A 20,572-nucleotide genomic window follows, 5' to 3' on the forward strand; every position below is an offset into this window, starting at 1 on the left:
TCTCCGTATAGTTTTCGGAGGCACCCTCCGTTTGTCTCTCCGCTGGAGGCTCACTCCCCATGTCCACGCACGCCGTGCGCGACCTGACCAGCACCTCCCGCCTGCCGTCCCCCCTTCGCAGGCATTCATTCTTCGCCCTCGCCGCCATTGTCGGTACCCAGTTGATGCTGCTGCTCGACGCCACTGTGGTGAACGTCGCCCTGCCCGGCATCGGTGTCCACCTCGGCTTCTCACCCACCGGCATGTCCTGGGTGCTGAACGTCTACACCCTCGCCTTCGGCGGCCTGCTGCTGCTCGGCAGCCGGATCGGCGACCTCATCGGCCGGCGCACCGCGCTGATCTGGGGCGTCGCCGCCTTCACCGTCGCCTCGATCGCGGGCGGCGTCGCCAACGACGCCACCACCCTGCTGATCGCCCGCGGGCTCCAGGGCGCGGCCGCCGCGCTCGCCGCGCCCAGCACCCTGGCCCTGATAGCCACCACCTTCGCCGAGGGCACCGCCCGCAACCGCGCGCTGAGCGTCTTCTCCGCGGTCGCCGGGGCCGGTTCCGCGGTCGGCCTCACCGTCGGCGGCATGCTCACCGACTGGGGCTCCTGGCGGTGGGTGTTCTTCATCAACATCCCGGTCGGCGTGGCCATCGTGCTGCTCGCCCCCCGCTACATCCAGGAGACCGAACGCCACCGCGGCGGCCGCTTCGACATCGCGGGCGCGCTCACCGGCACCCTCGGCATGGCCACGCTCGTCTACGCCTTCATCCGGGTCGGCGAGTCCCGCTGGACCGACTCGCGCGCGCTGACGTCCTTCGTGATCGCCGCCGCCCTGCTCGCGTCCTTCCTGGTCAACGAGATGCGGGTGGAGCGCCCGCTGGTCGTCCTGCGGCTGTTCACCAACCGCAACCGGGCGCTGGCGTACGGGATCATGCTGCTCGTCCCGGCCGGCATGTTCGGCGTCTTCTACTTCTCCACCCAGTATCTCCAGACGTATCTCGGCTACAGCCCGCTGCGTACCGGCTTCGCCTTCCTGCCGCTGGCCGGGCCGCTCTTCGTCGCCGCCAGGACCGCGCCCCGCGCGCTGGCCAGGTACGGCGCCAAGCGGGTGGCGAGCACCGGGGTGCTGCTCAACCTCGCGGGCGCCGTCTGGATCACCCAGCTCAGCGCCTCCGACGGCTACGCGAGCGGCATCCTCGGCCCGCTGGTCCTCATCGGCGTCGGTGTCGGGCTGACGATGATGCCGCTCAACACCTTCATCCTGTCCGGGGTCGGGCCCAAGGACGCGGGCTCCGCCTCCGGGCTGCTCCAGACGATGCAGCAGGTCGGCGGCAGCCTCGGTCTTTCGGTCCTGGTCACCGTCTTCGGCACGGTGTCACGGCACGCGCACCACGACCCGTTCATCCACGGCGCCACCGCCGCCTTCACCCTCGGCGCGGTCTTCACCGGCCTGTCGCTGGTGCTCGCGCTCTCCCTCAAGGCACCGCGGCCGACCGTCGTGGGCTGACCGGCCGCTCTTCGTACGAACGCCGGCCCGGTTGGTCAACCTCGACCAGCCCGACCGGCGTCGTCGTCCGCGGGGCGTCAGGCCCCCCGGGTCAGTCCTTGATCTCGCAGATGACCGCGCCGGAGGAGACCGAGGAGCCGACCTCCGCCTTGAGGCCGATCACGGTGCCCGACCGGTGGGCGTTCAGCGGCTGTTCCATCTTCATCGCCTCCAGGACGACGATCAGATCGCCCTCGGCCACCGACTGGCCCTCCTCGACGGCGACCTTGACGATCGTGCCCTGCATCGGCGACGGCAGCGCGTCACCCGAGACGGCCGTGCTCGCCTTGGCGGCGGCCCGCCGCTTGGGCTTGGCACCGGCGGCCAGGCCCGTACGGGCCAGCGTCATGCCGAGCGAGGCGGGCAGCGACACCTCAAGGCGCTTGCCGCCGACCTCGACCACCACGGTCTCGCGGCCCCCGGCCTCCTCCTCGTCCGCCACCGCGCCCGCGAACGCCGGGATGGTGTTGACGAACTCGGTCTCGATCCACCGGGTGTGGATGCTGAACGGCCCCTCGGCGGGCGCGAACGCCGGGTCGACGACGACCGCGCGGTGGAACGGGATGGCCGTGGCCATGCCCTCCACATGGAACTCGCCCAGCGCGCGGGCCGCCCGCTGGAGGGCCTGCTCACGGGTGGCGCCGGTGACGATCAGCTTGGCCAGCAGCGAGTCCCAGGCCGGGCCGATCACCGCGCCGGCCTCCACGCCCGCGTCCAGCCGTACGCCGGGGCCGCTGGGCGCGTCGAACCGGGTGACGGTGCCGGGCGCGGGCAGGAAGTTGCGGCCCGGGTCCTCGCCGTTGATCCGGAACTCGAAGGAGTGGCCGCGCAGCGGCGGATCGTCGTAGCCCAGCTTCTCGCCGTCGGCGATCCGGAACATCTCGCGGACCAGGTCGATGCCGGAGACCTCCTCGGTGACCGGGTGCTCCACCTGGAGACGGGTGTTGACCTCAAGGAAGGAGATCGTGCCGTCCTGGCCGACGAGGAACTCACAGGTGCCCGCGCCGACGTAGCCCGCCTCGCGCAGGATCGCCTTGGACGCGGCGTACAGCTGGTCGTTCTGCTCCTGGGTCAGGAAGGGCGCGGGGGCCTCCTCCACGAGCTTCTGGTGGCGGCGCTGGAGCGAGCAGTCACGGGTGGAGACGACCACCACGTTGCCGTGGGTGTCGGCCAGGCACTGGGTCTCCACGTGCCGCGGCCGGTCCAGGTAGCGCTCCACGAAGCACTCGCCGCGGCCGAAGGCGGCGACCGCCTCGCGCACCGCGGAGTCGTACAGCTCGGGGACCTCCTCCAGGGTGCGGGCGACCTTCAGGCCGCGTCCGCCGCCGCCGAAGGCCGCCTTGATGGCGATCGGCAGGCCGTGCTCCTTCGCGAAGGCCACGACCTCCTCCGCGCCCGAGACCGGGTCGGGCGTGCCGGCCACCAGCGGGGCGCCCGCGCGCTGGGCGATGTGACGGGCCGCCACCTTGTCGCCCAGGTCGCGGATGGCCTGCGGGGGCGGGCCGATCCACGTCAGACCGGCGTCGAGCACGGCCTGCGCGAACTCCGCGTTCTCCGACAGGAACCCGTAGCCGGGATGGACCGCGTCGGCACCCGACTCGGCCGCGGCGAGCAGGACCTTGGTGACGTCCAGATAGCTGGTCGCCGGGGTCTCGCCGCCCAGTGCGTATGCCTCGTCGGCCGCGCGGACATGCAGCGCGTCCCGATCCGGATCGGCGTAGACGGCTACGCTGGCGATCCCGGCATCCCGGCAGGCACGGGCGACGCGGACTGCGATTTCACCGCGGTTGGCGATGAGCACCTTGCGCACGATGGCTCCCTCCTTGGAACAAGCCGAGTTTAGGTACTGGCCACACTTGATGCCGAGGCACCCCTGCACGTGAGCTTGCCCACACGGAGGGTGATCCACGGGCCCGAGGAGCCCGTGAACGCCTGCTCAGTCCACGGTAAGGCCCCGATCCGGCCGATGTGTGTCACTCTCCGGCGCGGGCGCGAACTGGGCCGAAGTCTCCGCCCCCGAGCCGCGTTCTTTTGTGGGGACCCCACTAAGAGAGGGCGGAAAGTTTGCCGACGCGTCCGCCCTGACGGGTGGTTGGACGCGCACCCTTGCCGTCGCCGGTACCGGTGAGTAGCCTGCGAGCGGCGGGGTACCGGGGGTAACGGCCGGGAATTCCCCGGAGTGTCGGCCGAAGGGGGAACGCGTGCGCAGAGGAATAGCCGCCGGTACGGCCGTGGTGCTCGTGCTCGAAGCCCTCGCGATCGCCGGCGTGAACTGGGTACTGGGCCTGGCCGTGCGGCACCAGGAGATGTCGCTCGGCGGGCTCGACTCCGACACCATGGCCGCCGGATCCTGGGCGGGCGGTGGGCTGTTCGCACTCTTCCTGGTCGTGTGCGCGGTGCTGGTGGCCCGGATCGCGCTGCGGGACCGGACGGCCGGGCGGGCCGGACGGATCGCGCTCATCGTCTGCGCGGTGGTGCAGGGCGTCGTGGGCGCGATCGTGGTCGGGATCGTCGGCTGGACCGCGTTCGCCCTGCTGATGGTGATACTCGCTCTGCTGGTCGGCACCCTGCTGCTCTACGCGCCGGAGGACCGGGCGCCCGCCGCGCTCACCCCCACAGATCAGTGATCCGCACGCCGAGTTGGGCCAGCAGTTCTCGCAGCAATGGCAGCGAAAGGCCGATGACGTTGCCCGGGTCGCCGTCCACGCCCTCGATGAAGGGCGCCGAGCGGCCGTCCAGGGTGAACGCGCCCGCCACGTACAGCGGTTCGCCGCTCGCCACATAGGCGGCGACCTCCGCGTCGTCTGGCCGGCCGAACCGTACGGTCGTGGAGGCCGTCGCCGAGACCTGCCGGCCGGTGGCCGTGTCGATCACGCAGTGCCCGGTGCGCAGCACCCCGCTGCGGCCGCGCATCGCCTGCCAGCGGGCGGTGGCCTCGGCCGCGTCCGCGGGCTTGCCCAGCGCCTTGCCGTCCAGGTCGAGCACGGAGTCGCAGCCGATCACCAGCTCGTTGCCGTCCAGGCCGTCGCCGCCGGCCACCGCCTTCGCCTTCGCCTCGGCGAGCACACGGGCGAGTTCGCCCGGAGTGGGCGCGGTGACGGCCTCCTCGTCGACGCCGGAGACCAGCACGCGCGGGTCGAGACCGGCCTGGCGGAGCAGTCCCAGGCGGGCGGGGGAGGCGGAGGCGAGCACGAGGGCGCGGGTGGAAGTCACCCGCACATCGTAGGGACCGGGCGGGCGGCGGCGGTTGGGGGCCCGGGGGCGGGGCCGGCGGCGGGCGTACGGCGCCGGGGCCGGGCGCCGGGCTCACGGCGGCGCCTGCCCTTGCGGTGGCGGCCCCCGGCTCAGACGCGCCGAGTCACCGCCGTCGCCCCGACGCGGTCACCGCGAAGGAGCCCCCGCTCAGGCGCGCCAGGCCGTGACCGCCATCACGACGGCCGCGGCCAGCGCGATCAGCAGCATGGCCCGGCGCAGCATCGCCTGCGCCTGGCGCATCTCCTCGGGGGGCTCTTCCGGCTGGCGGTCCGACCACAGCATGCGTCCAGCGTCCCGGCCCGGCGCGGCCCGCGCCTGAGTACCCGTACTCAGAAACGGAACAACAACCTCACCCGTACCGGTGGTTTACGCGGGCCACACCGAGGTACGCCACGCGGCCGGCCCCGGACGGGGGACGGCATGGGCCGCGGCCCGCGGCACCGTACGGGCCGGGTCGGACCAGGGGGCCGGGCGGCGCGGGCCGTCGGCGCGGGGTTCCAGCGCCGCGGCCCGCGCCTGGACGAGGGCCACGACGGCCGCGAGCTCCTCCGGGGTCGGTCGTCCCCGCTCCACCTTGATCATCATGTGCGCGCTCCTCCGGCGGCTCTACAGCGGGATGTTGCCGTGCTTCTTCGGCGGCAGGCTCTCGCGCTTGTTGCGCAGCGTCCGCAGCGCCTTGACCAGCTGGGCGCGGGTCTTCGAGGGCGCGATGACGGCGTCCACATAGCCGCGCTCGGCCGCGATGTAGGGGTTGAGCAGCGTGTCCTCGTAGTCCGTGATCAGCTGCTGCCGCAGCTCCTCGGCCTCCTGCGGGGTCTGCGCGGCCGCGAGGGTCCTGCGGTGCAGGATGTTGACGGCCCCCTGGGCGCCCATGACCGCGATCTGGGCGGTGGGCCAGGCCAGGTTGAGGTCCGCGCCGAGGTGCTTGGAGCCCATGACGTCGTACGCGCCGCCGTACGCCTTTCGGGTGATGATCGTGATCAGCGGAACTGTGGCCTCGGCGTACGCGTAGATCAATTTGGCACCACGACGAATGATGCCGTCCCACTCCTGACTGGTGCCGGGGAGGAATCCGGGGACGTCGACGAAAGTGACCACGGGGATGTTGAAGCTGTCGCAGGTCCGCACGAAACGCGCCGCCTTTTCCGAGGCGTTGATGTCCAGACAGCCCGCGAACTGCAGCGGCTGGTTGGCGACCACGCCCACCGGCCTGCCCTCGATACGCCCGAGGCCGGTGATGATGTTCGGTGCGAAAAGCGCCTGCGTCTCCAGGAATTCGGCGTCGTCGAGGATGTGCTCGATGACCTGGTGCATGTCGTAGGGCTGGTTCGCCGAGTCCGGGATCAGCGTGTCGAGTTCCAGGTCCTCGTCGGTGACGGCCAGGTCCGCCTCGGCCGGGAAGGCGGGCGCCTCCTCCAGGTTGTTGCTCGGGAGGTAGGACAGCAGCGCCTTGACGTACTCGAAGGCGTCCTTCTCGTCGCCCGACAGATGGTGGGCGTTGCCGGAGGTCGTGTTGTGGGTGCGGGCGCCGCCCAGCTCCTCCATGCCCACGTCCTCACCGGTCACCGTCTTGATGACATCGGGCCCGGTGATGAACATGTGCGAGGTCTGATCGACCATCACCACGAAGTCGGTGATCGCCGGGGAGTAGACCGCGCCGCCCGCGCACGGGCCGACGATCAGGCTGATCTGCGGGATCACCCCGGAGGCATGGGTGTTGCGGCGGAAGATCTCGCCGTACATGCCGAGAGAGGTGACGCCCTCCTGGATGCGGGCGCCGCCGGAGTCGTTGATGCCGATGACCGGGCAGCCGGTCTTGAGCGCGAAGTCCATCACCTTGACGATCTTCTCGCCGTAGACCTCGCCGAGCGCGCCGCCGAACACGGTGAAGTCCTGGGAGAAGACGGCCACCGGCCGGCCCTCGACCGTGCCGTAGCCGGTGACCACACCGTCGCCGTAAGGGCGGTTGGCCTCAAGACCGAAGTTGGTCGAGCGGTGCCGGGCGAGTTCGTCGAGTTCGGTGAACGACCCGTCGTCCAGGAGCAGTTCGATCCGCTCCCGGGCGGTCAGCTTGCCCTTGGCATGCTGCTTCTCGACCGCGCGCCGGGAGCCCGCGTGCGTCGCCTCCTCGATACGGCGGCGCAGATCGGCGAGCTTCCCCGCGGTCGTGTGGATGTCGTACTCCGGCTCGGCCATGGAGGCGGCTCTCCTGCTCTCGGCGGCGGATCGTGCTTTTCCGTTGCCGCACGGGGGTTCCGTACGGGGTGGGCATACCGCGTTCACTCGTACGTGACCGGCGAGTAACGCTGCTTCCGTAGCGTAGTGGCGACTCTCGGGTACGGGCACTGCGGCGTTCGCCACACTGCCCGGCCTTGACCGGCGGGCTCGTAGGGTGAGGACATGACGCACAGCCGCTGGTCCGACCTGGAACGCCCGCCGCTCAACGCCGCAGCGCTGCGCAGGGCGGTGGTCCTCCCGCAGACGCTGTGGACCTCGCTCGACGTGGTGGAGGCGACCGGCTCGACCAATGTCGACCTGGCCGCGCGGGCCGAGCGAGGAGCGCCCGAGGGTGCGGTGCTCGTCGCCGAGGAGCAGACCGCGGGGCGAGGGCGGCTCGACCGGCGGTGGACGGCGCCCGCCAGGTCCGGGCTCTTCTTCTCGGTGCTGCTGCGGCCGGGCGCCGCCGTCGGCGGCGGTCCGGTGCCGGTGCACCGCTGGGGCTGGCTGCCGCTGCTCGCCGGGGTGGCGACGGCGGTCGCGCTGTCCCGGGCCGCCGGGGTGGACACAGCACTCAAATGGCCCAATGACCTGCTGGTCACCGTGGACGGCGAGGAGCGCAAGACCGGCGGGATCCTCGCGGAGCGGGTCGGGGCCGACGCCGTGGTGATCGGCATCGGGCTCAATGTGTCGCTGCGGGCCGCGGAACTCCCGGTGCCGACCGCCGCGTCGCTCGCCCTCGCCGGGGCGCAGGGCACCGACCGGGACCCGCTGCTGCGGGCCGTGCTGCGGTCGATCGCCGACTGGTACGGGGCCTGGCGGGAGGCGGGCGGCGACCCGGCGCTCTCCCGGCTCCAGCAGACCTACGCGGCCGGGTGCGCCACGCTCGGCCGGCAGGTGCGGGCCGAGCTGCCGGGCGGCGGGGAGCTGGCGGGGACGGCGGTGGCCGTGGACGGCGACGGCAGGCTCGTCATCGCCGGGCCGGAAGGGGAGCGGGCGGTGGGGGCGGGGGACGTCGTCCATCTGCGGCCGGCCGGGCCCGGGGGTTCGGCGGGCCCTGCCGGGTCCGGGTCGGGCGGTCCCGCCGGGTTCGGGGGGCCGGGGGACGCGGGGGGTTCTGCCGGTTCCGGCGGTTCCGGGGGGTCGGGCGGGTCTGCCGGGGCGGACGGGCGGTCCGAACAGCGGGACTGAGCGACGGACGGGAGTGAGCCAGGGCACACCTGCCGTATCGTTTGAGGGGCTGCGTCGTCTCGATGATCGGAAGGGCTGTGCGCAGGGACTTTTCAGGGGCCGGGCGGTAATCGTGGATCACGACAGCCCCCCGCCGAACGAGCCGTTCACCTCGGATCCGGGCACAGACCCGGACCGTGACGGAGGCGATCCCGACAGCGCGGGTTCCGGTGGCCCGGAGCAGGGGGGTACGGGCTTCGGCGAACCGGCCGGTGACACGACCGATGCCCCGACCGGTGACACAGCCGACGGTCCTGAGCGCGGGAGCGCCGCTTCCGGCGACTCCGGGCGCGGGGCGTCCGGCGGCGGGGGAGCGGACGCCGGGTCCGGTGACCCGGCCGACGGTTCTGATCCCGGTGAGCCAGGTGAGCCAGGTGAGCCGGACTCCGGGGAGCACCCGCTCGCCCTCCGGCTGGAACAGCTGATCCTCGGCGCGCCCCGCCGCTACACCCCCTTCCAGGCCGCCCGTACGGCCGGTGTCTCGATGGACCTGGCCGCCCGTTTCTGGCGGGCGATGGGCTTCGCCGACATCGGCCAGGCCAGGGCGCTCACCGAGGCGGACGTACTCGCCCTGCGGCGGCTGGCCGGTCTGGTCGAGGCGGGGCTGCTCAGCGAGTCGATGGCGATCCAGGTGGCCCGTTCCACCGGGCAGACCACGGCGCGGCTGGCCGACTGGCAGACCGACTCCTTCCTGGAGGGCCTCACGGAGCCGCCCGAGCCGGGGATGACGCGGGCGGAAGTGGCGTATCCGCTGGTCGAACTCCTCCTGCCGGAGCTGGAGGAGTTCCTCATCTACGTCTGGCGGCGCCAGGTGGCCGCCGCGACCAGCAGGGTCGTCCAGTCCGACGACGAGGAGGCCGTGGACCGGCGGCTCGCGGTCGGCTTCGCCGATCTCGTGGGCTTCACCCGGCTGACCCGGCGCCTTGAGGAGGAGGAACTGGGCGAGCTGGTCGAGGCGTTCGAGACGACCGCGGCGGATCAGGTCGCGGCGTACGGGGGGCGCCTGATCAAGACGCTCGGCGACGAGGTGCTGTACGTCGCCGACGACCCCGGGACGGCGGCGGAGATCGGGATACGGCTCATCGAGACGATGACCGGGGACCAGACGATGCCGGCGCTGCGGGTGGGGATGGCGTTCGGGACGGTCACCACCCGGATGGGCGATGTGTTCGGTACGACGGTGAATCTGGCTTCCCGGCTGACGTCCATAGCACCGCGGGACGCGGTGCTGGTGGACGGGGACTTCGCGGTGGCGCTCGGCGAGGCGGGCGAGGCGCCGGTCTCTGAGGCGGATGTGGACGCGTCGAGCACGGAGAAGTACAGGTTCGCTCTTCAGCCGATGTGGAGGAGGCCGGTGCGGGGGCTCGGCGTGGTGGAGCCCTGGCTCCTCACCCGCCGCCCCTAGCCTCCGGCCCGGTCCTCTTCGCGCGCCCGGACGCCACGTGCGCCCGGCCTCCGGCCCGGGCCCGGTCCTCTCCGCGCGCCCGGATGTCGCGTGCGTCTGGCCTCCGGCCCGGGCCGGGTTCTCTTCGCGCGCCCGCAGCCGCCACGTGCCCTGACGGGAGCCTCCTTTTCCGCCGCAGCGGCGGTCGGCCGGGATGGCGGTTGTCGGCGGTGCCATGCTGACGGGTTCGGTGGGTTTGGTACCGCCGGTGTGCGTGTGTGTGGTTGCTCGCCGTCGCGGCGGGTCTTTTCGGGCTACGCCCGGGGCGTGAGGGCGTCCGCCCCCGGCCTCGCTTGTCATCGCGGCGGGCGTGGGGGCCTGCCCCCCTTTCCGCCGCAGCGGTGGCTGGCCGGGATGGCGGTGTTCGGCGGTGCCGTGCCGACGGGGTCGGTGGGTTTGGCACCGCCGGTTGGCGTGAGTGTGGTTGCTCGCCGTCGCGGCGGGATTCTTTCGGGCTGTGCCCGCTGTCGGTTCGAGGGTTGCTTGCCGTCTCGGCGGGGTTCTTCGGGCTGGGCCCGAGAAGTTGGCGGGGCATCCGCCCCGGCCCGCTGCCGCGGGGGCCGTACGGCCCGGCCGATGTCGCCTTTCCGCCGCAGCGGGCGTGGGGTCTGCCCCCCTTTCCGCCGCAGCGGCGGTCGGCCGGGACGGCGGTGTTCGGCGGTGCCGTGCCGACGGGGTCGGTGGGTTTGGTACCGCCGGTCTGCGTGAGTGTGGTTGCTCGCCGTCGCGGCGGGATTCTTTCGGGCTGCGCCCGCTGTCGGTTCGAGGGTTGCTTGCCGTCTCGGCGGGGTTTTTCGGGCTGGGCCCGCCGTCGCGGGGTGGCCCCGGGCTGGGGGGCTGGGGTGGGGCGTGGGAGGATGGCCCGCGTTGGTTTACGGGCGTTAACCGGAGGGTGAGTACGGTGGAGCAGCGGTACGGGGACTTCGTAGCGGTACGACGCCACGCCACCCGCGTGGCGGAACTCGTCATGGACCGCCCCCAGGCGATGAACGCCGTCTCCACCGCGATGGCCGACGCCTTGGCCACCGCCTGCGCCGACCTCGCCGCCGACCCCACCGTCAGCGCGACCGTCCTCACCTCGTCCAGCGACCGAGCGTTCTGCGTGGGCGCCGACCTCAAGGAACGCAACTCCTTCACCGACGCCGACCTGCGCCGCCAGCGCCCCCGCACCCGCGCCGCGTACACCGGCGTACTCGACCTCCCCATGCCCACGATCGCCGCCGTGCACGGCTTCGCCCTCGGCGGCGGCTTCGAACTCGCCCTCGCCTGCGACCTGATCGTCGCGGACCCGACCGCCGTGGTCGGCCTGCCCGAGGTCTCCGTCGGGGTGATCCCCGGCGGCGGCGGTACGCAGCTGCTGCCCCGCCGGGTCGGCGCCGCCCGAGCCGCCGAGCTGATCTTCACCGCCCGCCGGGTCCGCGCCGAGGAAGCGCTGAGCCTCGGCCTGGTCGACCAGCTCGCCCCCGAGGGGGAGGACGGCCGTACGGCGCTCGACCTCGCCACCCGTATCGCCGCGAACTCGCCCGTCGGCCTGCGCGCGGCCAAGCGCGCCCTGCGGCTGGGCCAGGGGCTCGACCTGCGGGCAGGGCTTGAGGTCGAGGACGCGGCCTGGCGTACCACCGCCTTCTCCGGCGACCGGGCCGAGGGCGTCGCCGCGTTCAACGAGAAGCGGACCCCGGACTGGCCGGGGGAGTAGGGGCGCCGCCCGGGCCGGGAGCAGGGGCGCAGGACGCGCGGACCCGACCCCGTTCGGAGCATTCAGCGCCCGATCCGGCGCAAACATCCCTAGCCTGGGGAGATGGTGGACGGGACGGCCGATCTTCGGCTGCGAGCGGTCGTCGAACTCGCGCAGGAACTCGCGACCGCCCAGACGCCGCAGGCCACGGTACGGGCCGGCGCGCGCCGGGCGCGGCTCGCGATGGGCGGCTCCTTCGCCGCGATCTCGCTGTGGGAGCGCGAGACGGGCCGGCTGCGGGTCCTGGTCAACGACGGTGACCTCGCGCCCGGCGAGGAGCCGGAACCGGCCGACGAGTCGTACTCCGTGCACGACTTCCCGGAGATCGCCGAATTCCTGCACGGCACGTGGGCCGGCGGCGGCGAACCGCACGGGTGGGTGGAGACCGCGGAGGGTACGGGCACGTCGCCCGGCGGCAGCAGTTGGGGGCGGGCGGCGGCGCTGCGGCGGCGCGGGCGCGGGAGTTGCGCGGTCGCGCCGATCGTTCTGCACGGGCGGGCGTGGGGGGAGCTGTACGTGGCCCGCCGTAAGGGCGCGCCCGGCTTCGAGCGGGAGGACGCGGACTTCGCGGCGGTGCTGGCCGCGCTGATCGCCGCCGGGATCGTCCAGACCGAGCGGCTCGCCGAGGTGCAGCGGCTGGCCTTCACCGATCCGCTGACCGGCCTGGGCAACCGGCGCGCGGTCGACGTACGTCTGGACGAGGCGCTGGAGCGGCACCGGGTGGAGGGCGTCGTGGTCAGCCTCGTGGTGTGCGACCTGAACGGCCTGAAGAAGGTGAACGACCAGCTCGGACACGCGGTGGGCGACCGGCTGCTGGAACGGTTCGGCTCGCTGCTGTCGCTGTGCGGGGCGACGCTGCCGGGGAGCCTGGCGGCTCGGCTCGGGGGTGACGAGTTCTGCATCGTCGCGGTCGGGCAGAAGCCGGCGGAGGTGATTCACGCGGCCGACGAACTGTGCCGCAGGGCGGCCGAGTTGGACGTCGGCGAGGGGGTGGCCTGCGGGGTCGCGTCCACGGGGGTCGAGATCGGGCCCGTACGGTCGGCCCGGCGGCTGTTCCGTCTTGCGGACGCGGCGCAGTACCGGGCGAAGGCCCTCCGGGCCGGGCATCCCGTGGTGGCCGGGGAGGAGGGGGCGCAGGACCCGGTGGTCCGGCTCGCCGATTCCCCGCCGGCCCCCGGCGAGGGCGAGCGCCGCACCCTCCGCGGCCGCCGCACTTGACCCTGCGGGTCGCGCGTTCAGCCATCGTCCCGGCCCCGGGCCGCGCACGGCCTGCCGGCGGTCGGGTCATCCGTCGCGCCCGGGGATCCGGGTGCTCCGGGGCCGCTTCGCCCCTGGCGGGGGCTGCGCTTTTTCCGCCGCGGCGGTGCTCAGTTGGGATGGCGGTGTTCGGCGGTGCCGTGGCGGCGGGATCGGCGGGTTCGGCACCGCCGGTCCGCCTGAGTCCGGTTGCTCGCCGTTGCGGCGGGATTGGTCCGGGCTGCGCCCGGGTCGACGGGCGGGTGTTCGTCATGACCGTGCACCGCTCGCGGCGGCTCCGCGCGCCTTCGGCGGTCGGGTCATCTGTCGCGCCCGGCGATCCGGGTGCCCCCCGGGCCGCCTTGCCCCTGGCGGGGGCCGCGCCTTTGTTCCGCCGTGGCGGCGGGTTCGGCGGGTTCGGCACCGCCGGTCCACCTGAGTCTGGTTGCTCGCCGTCGCGGCGGGATTGGTCCGGGCTGCGCCCGGGTCGACGGGCGGGTGTTCGTCATGACCGTGCACCGCTCGCGGCGGTCGGGTCATCTGTCGCGCCCGGGGATCCGGGTGCCCCGGGGCCGCTTGGCCCCTGGCGGGGGGCCGCGCTTTTTCCGCCGCGGCGGTGCTCAGTTGGGATGGCGGTGTTCGGCGGTGCCGTGGCGGCGGGATCGGCGGGTTGGGCGCCGCCGGTTCGCGTGAGGGTGGTTGCTCACCGTCGCGGCGGGATTGGTCCGGGCTGCGCCCAGGCCCGCGCACCGGGCCCCGCGCACCGGGCCCCGCGCCCCGCGCCCCGCGCACCGGGCCCCGGGCCACCGGGCCCGCGCCGCACCGGGCTAGGCTCCCGGCCGCCGCGTACCGACCCCGGCCGCCGCTTACCGCCCCCGGGCGCCGTGTACCGACCCCGGGCGCTGGGGGGAGCTGCCGTGTTCGGGGAAGGGGAGCAGTGACAGGAAAGGCTTCAGTGCCTAGGGTGCGTGAATATGAATATGCAGAACGTGGTGCTGAGCACCCAGGGAGCCGTTGCCGAGGACGTCCTCGCCGTGGCCCGCCAGGACGCGACCGTCGTGCTGGGCGCCGAAGCCCTCGCGAGCATCGGCGCCGCCCGGGCCGTGATCGAAGCCCTCGCGGCCAAGCCGGAACCGGTCTACGGCGTCTCGACCGGCTTCGGCGCCCTGGCCGTCCGTCACATCAGCCCGGAACTGCGCGCCCAGCTCCAGCGCAGCCTCGTCCGCTCGCACGCCGCCGGCATGGGCCCGCGGGTCGAGCGCGAGGTCGTCCGCGCGCTGATGTTCCTGCGGCTCAAGACCCTCGCCTCCGGCCGTACCGGCGTCCGTCCCGTCGTCGCCGAGACGATGGCCGCCGTGCTCAACGCGGGCATCACCCCCGTCGTCCACGAGTACGGCTCGCTCGGCTGCTCCGGCGACCTCGCCCCCCTCGCGCACTGCGCCCTCGTGCTCATGGGCGAGGGCGAGGCGGAGGGTCCCGACGGTACGGTCCGCCCGGCCGCCGAACTCCTCGCCGAACACGGCATCGAGCCGGTCGAGCTGCGCGAGAAGGAGGGCCTGGCCCTCATCAACGGCACCGACGGCATGCTCGGCATGCTCGTGATGGCCTGCGCCGACCTGGCGAACCTCTTCACCGCCGCCGACATCACCGCCGCCCTCACCCTGGAGGCGCTGCTCGGCACCGCCAAGGTGCTCGCGCCCGAACTGCACACCATCCGCCCGCACCCCGGCCAGGCCGCCAGCGCCGAGAACATGCGCCGGGTCCTTGAGGGTTCCGGCCTGACCGGCCATCACCAGGACGACGCCCCGCGCGTGCAGGACGCGTACTCCGTGCGCTGCGCCCCCCAGGTGGCGGGCGCCGGCCGGGACACCCTCGCGCACGCCCGGCTGGTCGCCGACCGCGAACTCGCCGCCGCCATCGACAACCCGGTCGTGCTGATCGACGGCCCCGACGGCGGCCGGGTCGAGTCGAACGGCAACTTCCACGGCGCGCCCGTCGGTTACGTCCTGGACTTCCTCGCCATCGCCGCCGCCGACCTGGGCTCCATCACCGAACGCCGTACCGACCGGCTGCTCGACCGGAACCGTTCGCACGGCCTGCCGCCGTTCCTCGCCGACGACCCGGGCGTGGACTCCGGTCTGATGATCGCTCAGTACACCCAGGCCGCGCTGGTCAGCGAGTTGAAGCGGCTGGCGGTCCCCGCGTCGGTCGACTCGATCCCGTCCTCCGCGATGCAGGAGGACCATGTCTCCATGGGCTGGTCGGCCGCGCGCAAGCTCCGTACCGCCGTGGACAACCTGGCCCGGATCATCGCCATCGAGCTGTACACGGCCACCCGCGCGCTGGAGATCAGGACCACGGGCAGCGAACTGCGCCCGGCCCCGGCCACGGCGGCGGTGCTCGCGGCCGTACGGGATGCGGGCGTCCCCGGCTCCGGCCGGGACCGCTTCCTGACGCCGGATCTGGAGGCGGCCCACACCTTCGTACGGGAAGGCGCCCTGGTCCGGGCGGCCGAGAAGGTCACCGGACCGCTGGCGTGAGCGCCCGGGGACCGTTACGCCGTGACGGTCCGTCAGGCGGCGGCGTTCTCCCGGGCGCGGCGGCCGGCGTTGAGCACCAGGCCCGCGCCGGCCACCAGGAACGCCGCCCCACCGATCAGATACGGCGTGGTGTCGACGGCGCCGGTGTCGGCCAGGCCGAACTCCCCGGTGGACTGCGTGGTCGCCGAGGCCGGACGCGCGGCGGCCGGCCGGTCCGGGCTGGCGGACGCGGAGGGGACGAAGTACAGCGCGGCGAGCACGGCGGCGGCCGCGGCGGCGACATAAGGGCGGGACGATGCCAACGGATCTCCCTGAGGGTGCCTCCCAGGGCGTGGGCACTGGGGGGAGGTGGGCGACTTGACCGTGGGAGCCGATCGTAGTGACTTGGTGTGGCTCGTGGGAAGCGGGGTCGGGGCCGCTTACTCTCCGTGCCATGAGCACTACTGAGATTCCCCGCGGCGACAGCGGCCCGCGGTACGTACGGCTACAGGCCGAACTGGTGCTGGAGGTGTCCGGCGCCGCGGAACTGCGCTCGGCGGCCCTCGCCCGCATCGGGGCCGACACCGCGATGCCCGCGCGCGAGCGCGGCCACGCCGAGGCGGCCGTCGGGAGCGACGAGTCGGAGGCGCTGGCGTACCTCGTGGACCCCGCCGACCTGATCACCCGCGTCCCGGGCGTCGAGCTGGTCCAGGCGTCCTGGTCGTGCGCCCACACCGAGTACGACCCCGACGAGGAGTGGAACCCTGACGCCGACGACTCGGACGACGACTCGGACGACGACTCGGACGACGATCCGGACGAGGACGATCCGGAACTGGACGATCTCGATTCGGACGAACGTTCGGAGCGTACCCGCCTCAATGCCGAGGGCTGGCGGCCATAAGCCTCTGACCTGCACGGACGCGGCGCCCCCGGCCTGATTTCGCCGGGGGCGTCGCGCGTGGTAAAGCCCACAATTCCGGCATGAGGGGACGTAACCGCGGCCGAGCCTGTTTCCATGGGTACGGACGAAGCTCGCGTACCCCCGTGGGCGACCCCAGGTCATTGGAGAGATGTGTGACTCCGCCCCAAAACGGAAAAGCTCCCACACCCGCCCCTCGTAACCCGAGGTCCCTGTTCACCCGTCGCCGTACGCTCACGGCGATCGCGGTGCTGATGGGGGGCACGGTCGCGCTCACGGCCTGCGGGCACAGCGGGGGCGGCGCCGAGGGGAAGGCCGCGACCTCCTCGTCGCCCACCACCGCGAGCGGGACGTCCCCGACCTCCTCCTCGCCTTCCCCCTCCCCCTCCTCGCCCTCGCCCTCGCCCTCGCCCTCGCCCTCGGCCACCGCCACCGCGGAGAAGAAGGCCCAGGCCCGCGAGGACGCGAACGCCGCCAAGCACACCTCGGACGCGAAGATCACCATCTCGCCGAAGGCGGGCACCACCCAGGCGAGGGTGGCGAACGGCGCCAAGGTCACCGTCACCGGCGGCACCCTGACCTCCGTCACCATGACGTCCAAGGCCACCGGCCACCGGATCGCCGGGTCCATCTCCGCCGACCGCACCAGCTGGAAGCCGGACGTCACGCTGGCCCGCGGCACCCAGTACACGATCGCTGCTGCCGCCACCGACTCCCACGGCCGGCCCGCCGCCACGAACGCCACCTTCGCGACCGCCTCCGCCGTCGACACCTTCGTCGGCTACTTCACCCCCGAGGACGGCTCGACCGTCGGCGTGGGCATGCCGGTCTCGATCAACTTCAACAAGGCGATATCGAACGCCGACCGGGCCGCCGTGCAGCGGGCCGTGATCGTGCAGTCCAGCAGCGGTCAGCAGGTCGTCGGCCACTGGTTCAGCTCCACCCGGCTCGACCTGCGGCCGCAGCAGTACTGGCAGGCCGGCTCGCATGTCTCCCTGACCCTGCGGCTCAGCGGTGTCGAGGGCGCGCCCGCCACGTACGGCGTGCAGAACAAGACGGTCAGCTTCGACGTGGGCCGCTCCCAGGTCTCCACGGTCGACACCAGGACCGACCTGATGACCGTCGTCCGCGACGGCCAGGTGATCAGGACCCTGCCCGTCTCCGCGGGCGCGGACGGCCACAGCACGTACAACGGCCAGATGGTGATCTCGGAGAAGGACAAGACCACCCGGATGAACGGGGCCACGGTCGGCTTCACCGACGACGACGGCAAGGGCGAGTACGACATCCCCGACGTGCCGCACGCCATGCGGCTGAGCAGCTCCGGGACGTTCATCCACGGCAACTACTGGGGTGACCCGTCGATCTTCGGCAAGGTCAACACCAGCCACGGCTGCATCGGGCTGAGCGACACCAAGGGCGGCAACGACCCGAACACGCCCGCCGCCTGGTTCTTCGACCACTCGATGACCGGCGACGTCGTGATCGTCAAGGACTCCAAGGACCGTACGGTCCAGCCGGACAACGGGCTCAACGGCTGGAACATGTCGTGGAGCGCGTGGTTGGCCGGGTCCGCGCTGTAACGGGTCCGCTGGTAGCGGCTCCGCAGGTCCCGCTCAGCCGGTCAGCCCGTCAGCCCTCATCGGGTTTGTGTATCCAGCTCCCCGGATCGTCGAGCACCGTCCGTACGGCGCTGTAGGCCGCGCCGCGCAGGACGCCGTCACGGCCGAGGCGTGAGGTGACCACGTCCTCCGGCCGCCACTGGCGGTCGGTGACGCGGTCGGCCAGCTCACGGCGGACGCCCGGCAGCAGCCAGGGGGCCAGGTCCGCCAGCGGGCCGCCGACCACCACGGCCTGCGGGTCGAGCAGATTCACCGCGCCGCTCAGGGCGATGCCCAGGGCGGCGCCGGCCTCTTCCAGGGCGCGCACGGCCGCGGGGTCACCGGCCGCCGCGGCGGTGCGCAACGCCGTGGGGCTTCCCGATCCCGCCGCCCTGAGCAGGGCCTTCTCGCCCGCGTACGTCTCCAGGCAGCCGTGGGCGCCGCACGAGCACAGCGGGCCGTCCGGCCGTACGGGGACATGGCCCAGCTCGCCCGCGAAGCCTCGGGCACCGCGGAACAGCCGGCCCTCCACGACGAGGGCGGCGCCGATGCCGATCTCGGCCGAGACATGGACGAAGTCGGCGATCCGGCCGGTGCGGGTGGCGTGGCCGCCGAGCCAGAGTTCGGCCAGCGCGCCGAGATTCGCCTCGTTCTCGACCTCGATGACGCCGACGGCCTCGTCCGTGTCCTGGGCGAGGGCCGCCGCCACGTCGACGTTCTCCCAGCCGAGGTTGGGGGCGCGCAGGACGGTGCCGCGGTCGTGGCCGACCAGGCCGGGGACGGCGACCGTCGTACCGACCGGGTGCAGCCGCTTCTCCCGGGCCTCCGCGGTGACCCGGGCGGTCAGCCCGGCGAGTTCCGCGAGGACCGAGGGCGCGGGCCGGCCGCGGTTCGCCGAGGGGGCCTCGGCGCGGCAGCGGACCTCGCCGCGCAGATCGACCACGCACGCGGCGAGGTGGTCGACGCCGATCTCCGCGCCGACGCCCGCGGGGCCTGTCGTGCTCAGGGCGAGGGCGGTGCCAGGGCGGCCGACCGTGCCGGGGCGCTGCGCGCCGCGCTCCTCCAGCAGGCCGGCGGCGAGGAGTTCGTCCACGAGCGTCGAGACGGTGGCCCGGGTGAGGCCGATCTGCGCGGCGGTGGTGGCTCTGGTGAGGCTGTCGCCCGCGGCGAGGGCTTGCATGACCAGGGCGAGGTTGCGGTGGCGCAGGGCGGATTGGGCGCCTGTGCGTTTGGTCACGGAGTCACCTTTCGCTTGTCCTCGCCGCCGCCTCCAGTATGTGGCCGCGGCCCCCCGCACCTGCCTCGCCCGCCCGCCTGTCGGCGGCTGTTCGGCTCGCACAACCGGGGCGGGCGGGGAAACAGAGCCCCACGCAGTGGGCGCTAGCGTGCCGACGCCAGGGGAAGAGCCGACGCCAGGCGTGCGAGCGTCTCGTCGTCGCGCGGGACAGCCTGATGCACCGCCCCCTCCGTCGTCGCCCAGCGCGCGGCGACCTCCACCGCCGCCTCCCCCGTCACCAGCGCAGCGGCCTGCGCCGCCGCCCCGAGTGCCACCAACTCCCGCGCGGCGGGCACCCGTACGGCACGCCCCGAAAGCCTCAGCACCGTACGCAGCCACGCGGCTCCCCGCGCCCCGCCCCCGATGAGCAGCAGCGGCTCCGCCTTAGCCGGGTCGGCGGTCCCGTCCACCGCCAGCACCTCGTCGAGCGCGGCCAGCAGCGCGAACACGGCCCCGTCGTACGCGCCCTGGAGGATCTGGCCCGCGGTCGTCTCGTGCCGCAGCCCGGTCAACAGCCCCGAGGCGTAAGGGAGGTTGGGGGTGCGCTCCCCGTCGAGGAAGGGGAGGAAGGCGACCGAGCCGCCGGGCTCGACCTCCTCGCGGTCGCGGCCGAGCAGCGCGGCCACCTTGTCGACCGCGAGCGTGCAGTTCAGCGTGCAGGCCAGCGGCAGCCAGCCGCCGTCGGCCGCGGCGAACCCGGCGACCGTACCCGTGGCGTCCGTCGGCCGCCGCCGGGCGACCGCGTACACCGTGCCCGACGTGCCGAGGCTCAGCACGGCCTGGCCGGGGGTGAGCCCGAGGCCGAGCGCGGCGGCCGCGTTGTCACCGGTCCCGGCGCCGACCAGGGCGCCCGCGCGCAGCGGCAGCCCGTCCCTTACGGTCCCGGCCGCCTGACCGGGCCCGAGCACGGCCGGCAGCAGCTCGGGGTCGAGACCGGCCGCGGACAGCAGCGTCTCGTCGTACTCCTCGGTGTCCGAGCGCCACCAGCCCGTGCCCGACACGTCCCCGCGGTCGGTGACCGCGGCGCCGGAGAGCCGTTCGGTGAGGAAGTCGTGGGGGAGCCGTACGCCCTTCGCGGCGGCGGCCACCTCCGGTTCGTGCTCGGCCAGCCAGGCCCACTTGGAGATCGTGAAGCTGGCGCCCGGCACCGAGCCGAAGCGGTCGGCCCACCACTGGGCGCCGTGCCGTTCGACCAGCGCGGCGGCCTGCGGCGCGGACCGTACGTCGTTCCAGAGCAGGGAGGGCCGCAGCGCCCGGCCCTGTCCGTCGAGCACGACCAGGCCGTGCTGCTGGCCGCCGACCGAGACCGCCTCGGCGCGGGCCGCGTAGTCGCCGATCTGCCCGAGCGCCGACTCCAGCGCCTGCCACCAGACCTCGGGGTCGGTCTCGCGCCCCGCGCCCGTGCTGACTGTGTGCGGGGCCTGCCCGGACGCCAGTACGGCTCCGCTGGCGACGTCGACCGCCAGCACCTTGGTGGACTGCGTGGAGCTGTCGACGCCGAGTACGACGGGTCCGTCCGACCCCTGTGCCGCCATGTGATCCCGGTCCTTTCTGGAGGTCCTTCGGAGGTTGCCACTTCCCATCATCGGTCTCGCATACTAATTT

Annotated in this window: 16 protein-coding genes and 1 pseudogene; 9 read left to right on the forward strand and 8 right to left on the reverse strand. The window is 73.4% G+C overall.

Going from position 1 to position 20,572, the window contains the following annotated elements:
* Positions 1 to 59: 59 nt before the first annotated feature.
* Positions 60 to 1,493, forward strand: coding sequence for an MFS transporter (locus OHA30_RS22785; protein ID WP_328915711.1), 1,434 nt, complete (start codon positions 60 to 62; stop codon positions 1,491 to 1,493).
* 91 nt (positions 1,494 to 1,584) lie between these two features.
* On the opposite strand, the gene OHA30_RS22790 is transcribed toward OHA30_RS22785, so the two are convergent.
* The gene (locus OHA30_RS22790; protein ID WP_328915712.1) at positions 1,585 to 3,342 is read right to left on the reverse strand and encodes an acetyl/propionyl/methylcrotonyl-CoA carboxylase subunit alpha; all 1,758 of its coding nucleotides are present in this window, start codon (positions 3,340 to 3,342) and stop codon (positions 1,585 to 1,587) included.
* Positions 3,343 to 3,733: 391 nt separating this feature from the next.
* Here OHA30_RS22790 and OHA30_RS22795 point away from each other — a divergent pair, with 391 nt between their 5' ends.
* Positions 3,734 to 4,159 carry a hypothetical protein gene (locus tag OHA30_RS22795; RefSeq protein ID WP_328915713.1) on the forward strand — a complete coding sequence of 142 codons (426 nt, stop codon included), beginning with the start codon at positions 3,734 to 3,736 and terminating at the stop codon, positions 4,157 to 4,159.
* On the opposite strand, the gene OHA30_RS22800 is transcribed toward OHA30_RS22795, so the two are convergent.
* The 4 genes from OHA30_RS22800 to OHA30_RS22815 form a co-directional block, all read right to left on the reverse strand.
* The gene (locus OHA30_RS22800; RefSeq protein ID WP_328915714.1) at positions 4,140 to 4,745 is read right to left on the reverse strand and encodes a Maf family protein; all 606 of its coding nucleotides are present in this window, start codon (positions 4,743 to 4,745) and stop codon (positions 4,140 to 4,142) included. The two genes, OHA30_RS22795 and OHA30_RS22800, sit on opposite strands and share 20 nt — an antisense overlap.
* A gap of 189 nt (positions 4,746 to 4,934) precedes the next feature.
* A complete protein-coding gene (mmpB, locus tag OHA30_RS22805; protein ID WP_328915715.1) occupies positions 4,935 to 5,069 on the reverse strand; it encodes a morphogenic membrane protein MmpB in 135 nt (44 codons plus the stop codon).
* 84 nt (positions 5,070 to 5,153) lie between these two features.
* Positions 5,154 to 5,372, reverse strand: coding sequence for an acyl-CoA carboxylase subunit epsilon (locus OHA30_RS22810; RefSeq protein ID WP_405785408.1), 219 nt, complete (start codon positions 5,370 to 5,372; stop codon positions 5,154 to 5,156).
* A gap of 21 nt (positions 5,373 to 5,393) precedes the next feature.
* Positions 5,394 to 6,983: an acyl-CoA carboxylase subunit beta gene (locus OHA30_RS22815; protein ID WP_328915716.1), complete on the reverse strand. Its 1,590-nt coding sequence runs from the start codon at positions 6,981 to 6,983 to the stop codon at positions 5,394 to 5,396.
* A gap of 204 nt (positions 6,984 to 7,187) precedes the next feature.
* On the opposite strand from OHA30_RS22815, the pseudogene OHA30_RS22820 reads away from it, so the two are divergent.
* The 5 genes and pseudogenes from OHA30_RS22820 to hutH all read left to right on the forward strand — a co-directional run.
* Positions 7,188 to 8,039 (forward strand): annotated as a pseudogene (locus OHA30_RS22820) (biotin--[acetyl-CoA-carboxylase] ligase); the annotation flags it as partial.
* Between the two features lie 268 nt (positions 8,040 to 8,307).
* Positions 8,308 to 9,639 (forward strand): adenylate/guanylate cyclase domain-containing protein, encoded by a 1,332-nt coding sequence (locus OHA30_RS22825; protein ID WP_328915717.1) that lies wholly within the window; start codon positions 8,308 to 8,310, stop codon positions 9,637 to 9,639.
* A gap of 931 nt (positions 9,640 to 10,570) precedes the next feature.
* Entirely contained in the window at positions 10,571 to 11,374 is an 804-nt protein-coding gene (locus OHA30_RS22830; RefSeq protein WP_328915718.1) for an enoyl-CoA hydratase/isomerase family protein, read from the forward strand.
* Between the two features lie 102 nt (positions 11,375 to 11,476).
* Positions 11,477 to 12,631, forward strand: a complete 1,155-nt coding sequence (locus OHA30_RS22835; protein ID WP_328915719.1) for a GGDEF domain-containing protein — start codon at positions 11,477 to 11,479, stop codon at positions 12,629 to 12,631.
* Between the two features lie 992 nt (positions 12,632 to 13,623).
* Positions 13,624 to 15,189, forward strand: coding sequence for a histidine ammonia-lyase (gene hutH / locus OHA30_RS22840; RefSeq protein WP_328915720.1), 1,566 nt, complete (start codon positions 13,624 to 13,626; stop codon positions 15,187 to 15,189).
* Between the two features lie 32 nt (positions 15,190 to 15,221).
* Here the strand turns inward: hutH and OHA30_RS22845 are convergent, their stop codons facing one another.
* Positions 15,222 to 15,491 carry a hypothetical protein gene (locus OHA30_RS22845; protein ID WP_328915721.1) on the reverse strand — a complete coding sequence of 90 codons (270 nt, stop codon included), beginning with the start codon at positions 15,489 to 15,491 and terminating at the stop codon, positions 15,222 to 15,224.
* A 131-nt stretch (positions 15,492 to 15,622) separates the two neighbouring features.
* Between OHA30_RS22845 and OHA30_RS22850 the strand changes: the two genes are divergently transcribed.
* Together OHA30_RS22850 and OHA30_RS22855 are read left to right on the forward strand one after the other, a co-directional pair.
* Positions 15,623 to 16,072 (forward strand): hypothetical protein, encoded by a 450-nt coding sequence (locus tag OHA30_RS22850; protein ID WP_328915722.1) that lies wholly within the window; start codon positions 15,623 to 15,625, stop codon positions 16,070 to 16,072.
* Between the two features lie 272 nt (positions 16,073 to 16,344).
* Positions 16,345 to 17,673 (forward strand): L,D-transpeptidase, encoded by a 1,329-nt coding sequence (locus OHA30_RS22855; protein ID WP_328915723.1) that lies wholly within the window; start codon positions 16,345 to 16,347, stop codon positions 17,671 to 17,673.
* A 49-nt stretch (positions 17,674 to 17,722) separates the two neighbouring features.
* Here OHA30_RS22855 and OHA30_RS22860 read toward each other — a convergent pair whose 3' ends face one another.
* Positions 17,723 to 18,871 (reverse strand): ROK family transcriptional regulator, encoded by a 1,149-nt coding sequence (locus tag OHA30_RS22860; RefSeq protein WP_328917957.1) that lies wholly within the window; start codon positions 18,869 to 18,871, stop codon positions 17,723 to 17,725.
* 200 nt (positions 18,872 to 19,071) lie between these two features.
* Positions 19,072 to 20,502, reverse strand: coding sequence for a xylulokinase (gene xylB / locus OHA30_RS22865; RefSeq protein ID WP_328915724.1), 1,431 nt, complete (start codon positions 20,500 to 20,502; stop codon positions 19,072 to 19,074).
* Positions 20,503 to 20,572 lie beyond the last annotated feature (70 nt).

This window comes from Streptomyces sp. NBC_00223, from assembly GCF_036199905.1.
Taxonomy (GTDB): Bacteria; Actinomycetota; Actinomycetes; order Streptomycetales; family Streptomycetaceae; genus Actinacidiphila.

What these genes read in the sequence shown, in the direction of transcription:
- OHA30_RS22785 (WP_328915711.1), top strand. Translation starts at nt 60, where the DNA reads ATGTCCACGCACGCCGTGCGCGACCTGACCAGCACCTCCCGCCTGCCG.
- OHA30_RS22815 (WP_328915716.1), bottom strand. Translation starts at nt 6,983, where the DNA reads ATGGCCGAGCCGGAGTACGACATCCACACGACCGCGGGGAAGCTCGCC.
- OHA30_RS22860 (WP_328917957.1), bottom strand. Translation starts at nt 18,871, where the DNA reads ATGCAAGCCCTCGCCGCGGGCGACAGCCTCACCAGAGCCACCACCGCC.
- xylB (WP_328915724.1), bottom strand. Translation starts at nt 20,502, where the DNA reads ATGGCGGCACAGGGGTCGGACGGACCCGTCGTACTCGGCGTCGACAGC.
- OHA30_RS22850 (WP_328915722.1), top strand. Translation starts at nt 15,623, where the DNA reads ATGAGCACTACTGAGATTCCCCGCGGCGACAGCGGCCCGCGGTACGTA.
- OHA30_RS22810 (WP_405785408.1), bottom strand. Translation starts at nt 5,372, where the DNA reads ATGATGATCAAGGTGGAGCGGGGACGACCGACCCCGGAGGAGCTCGCG.
- mmpB (WP_328915715.1), bottom strand. Translation starts at nt 5,069, where the DNA reads ATGCTGTGGTCGGACCGCCAGCCGGAAGAGCCCCCCGAGGAGATGCGC.
- OHA30_RS22855 (WP_328915723.1), top strand. Translation starts at nt 16,345, where the DNA reads ATGGGGGGCACGGTCGCGCTCACGGCCTGCGGGCACAGCGGGGGCGGC.
- hutH (WP_328915720.1), top strand. Translation starts at nt 13,624, where the DNA reads ATGAATATGCAGAACGTGGTGCTGAGCACCCAGGGAGCCGTTGCCGAG.
- OHA30_RS22835 (WP_328915719.1), top strand. Translation starts at nt 11,477, where the DNA reads ATGGTGGACGGGACGGCCGATCTTCGGCTGCGAGCGGTCGTCGAACTC.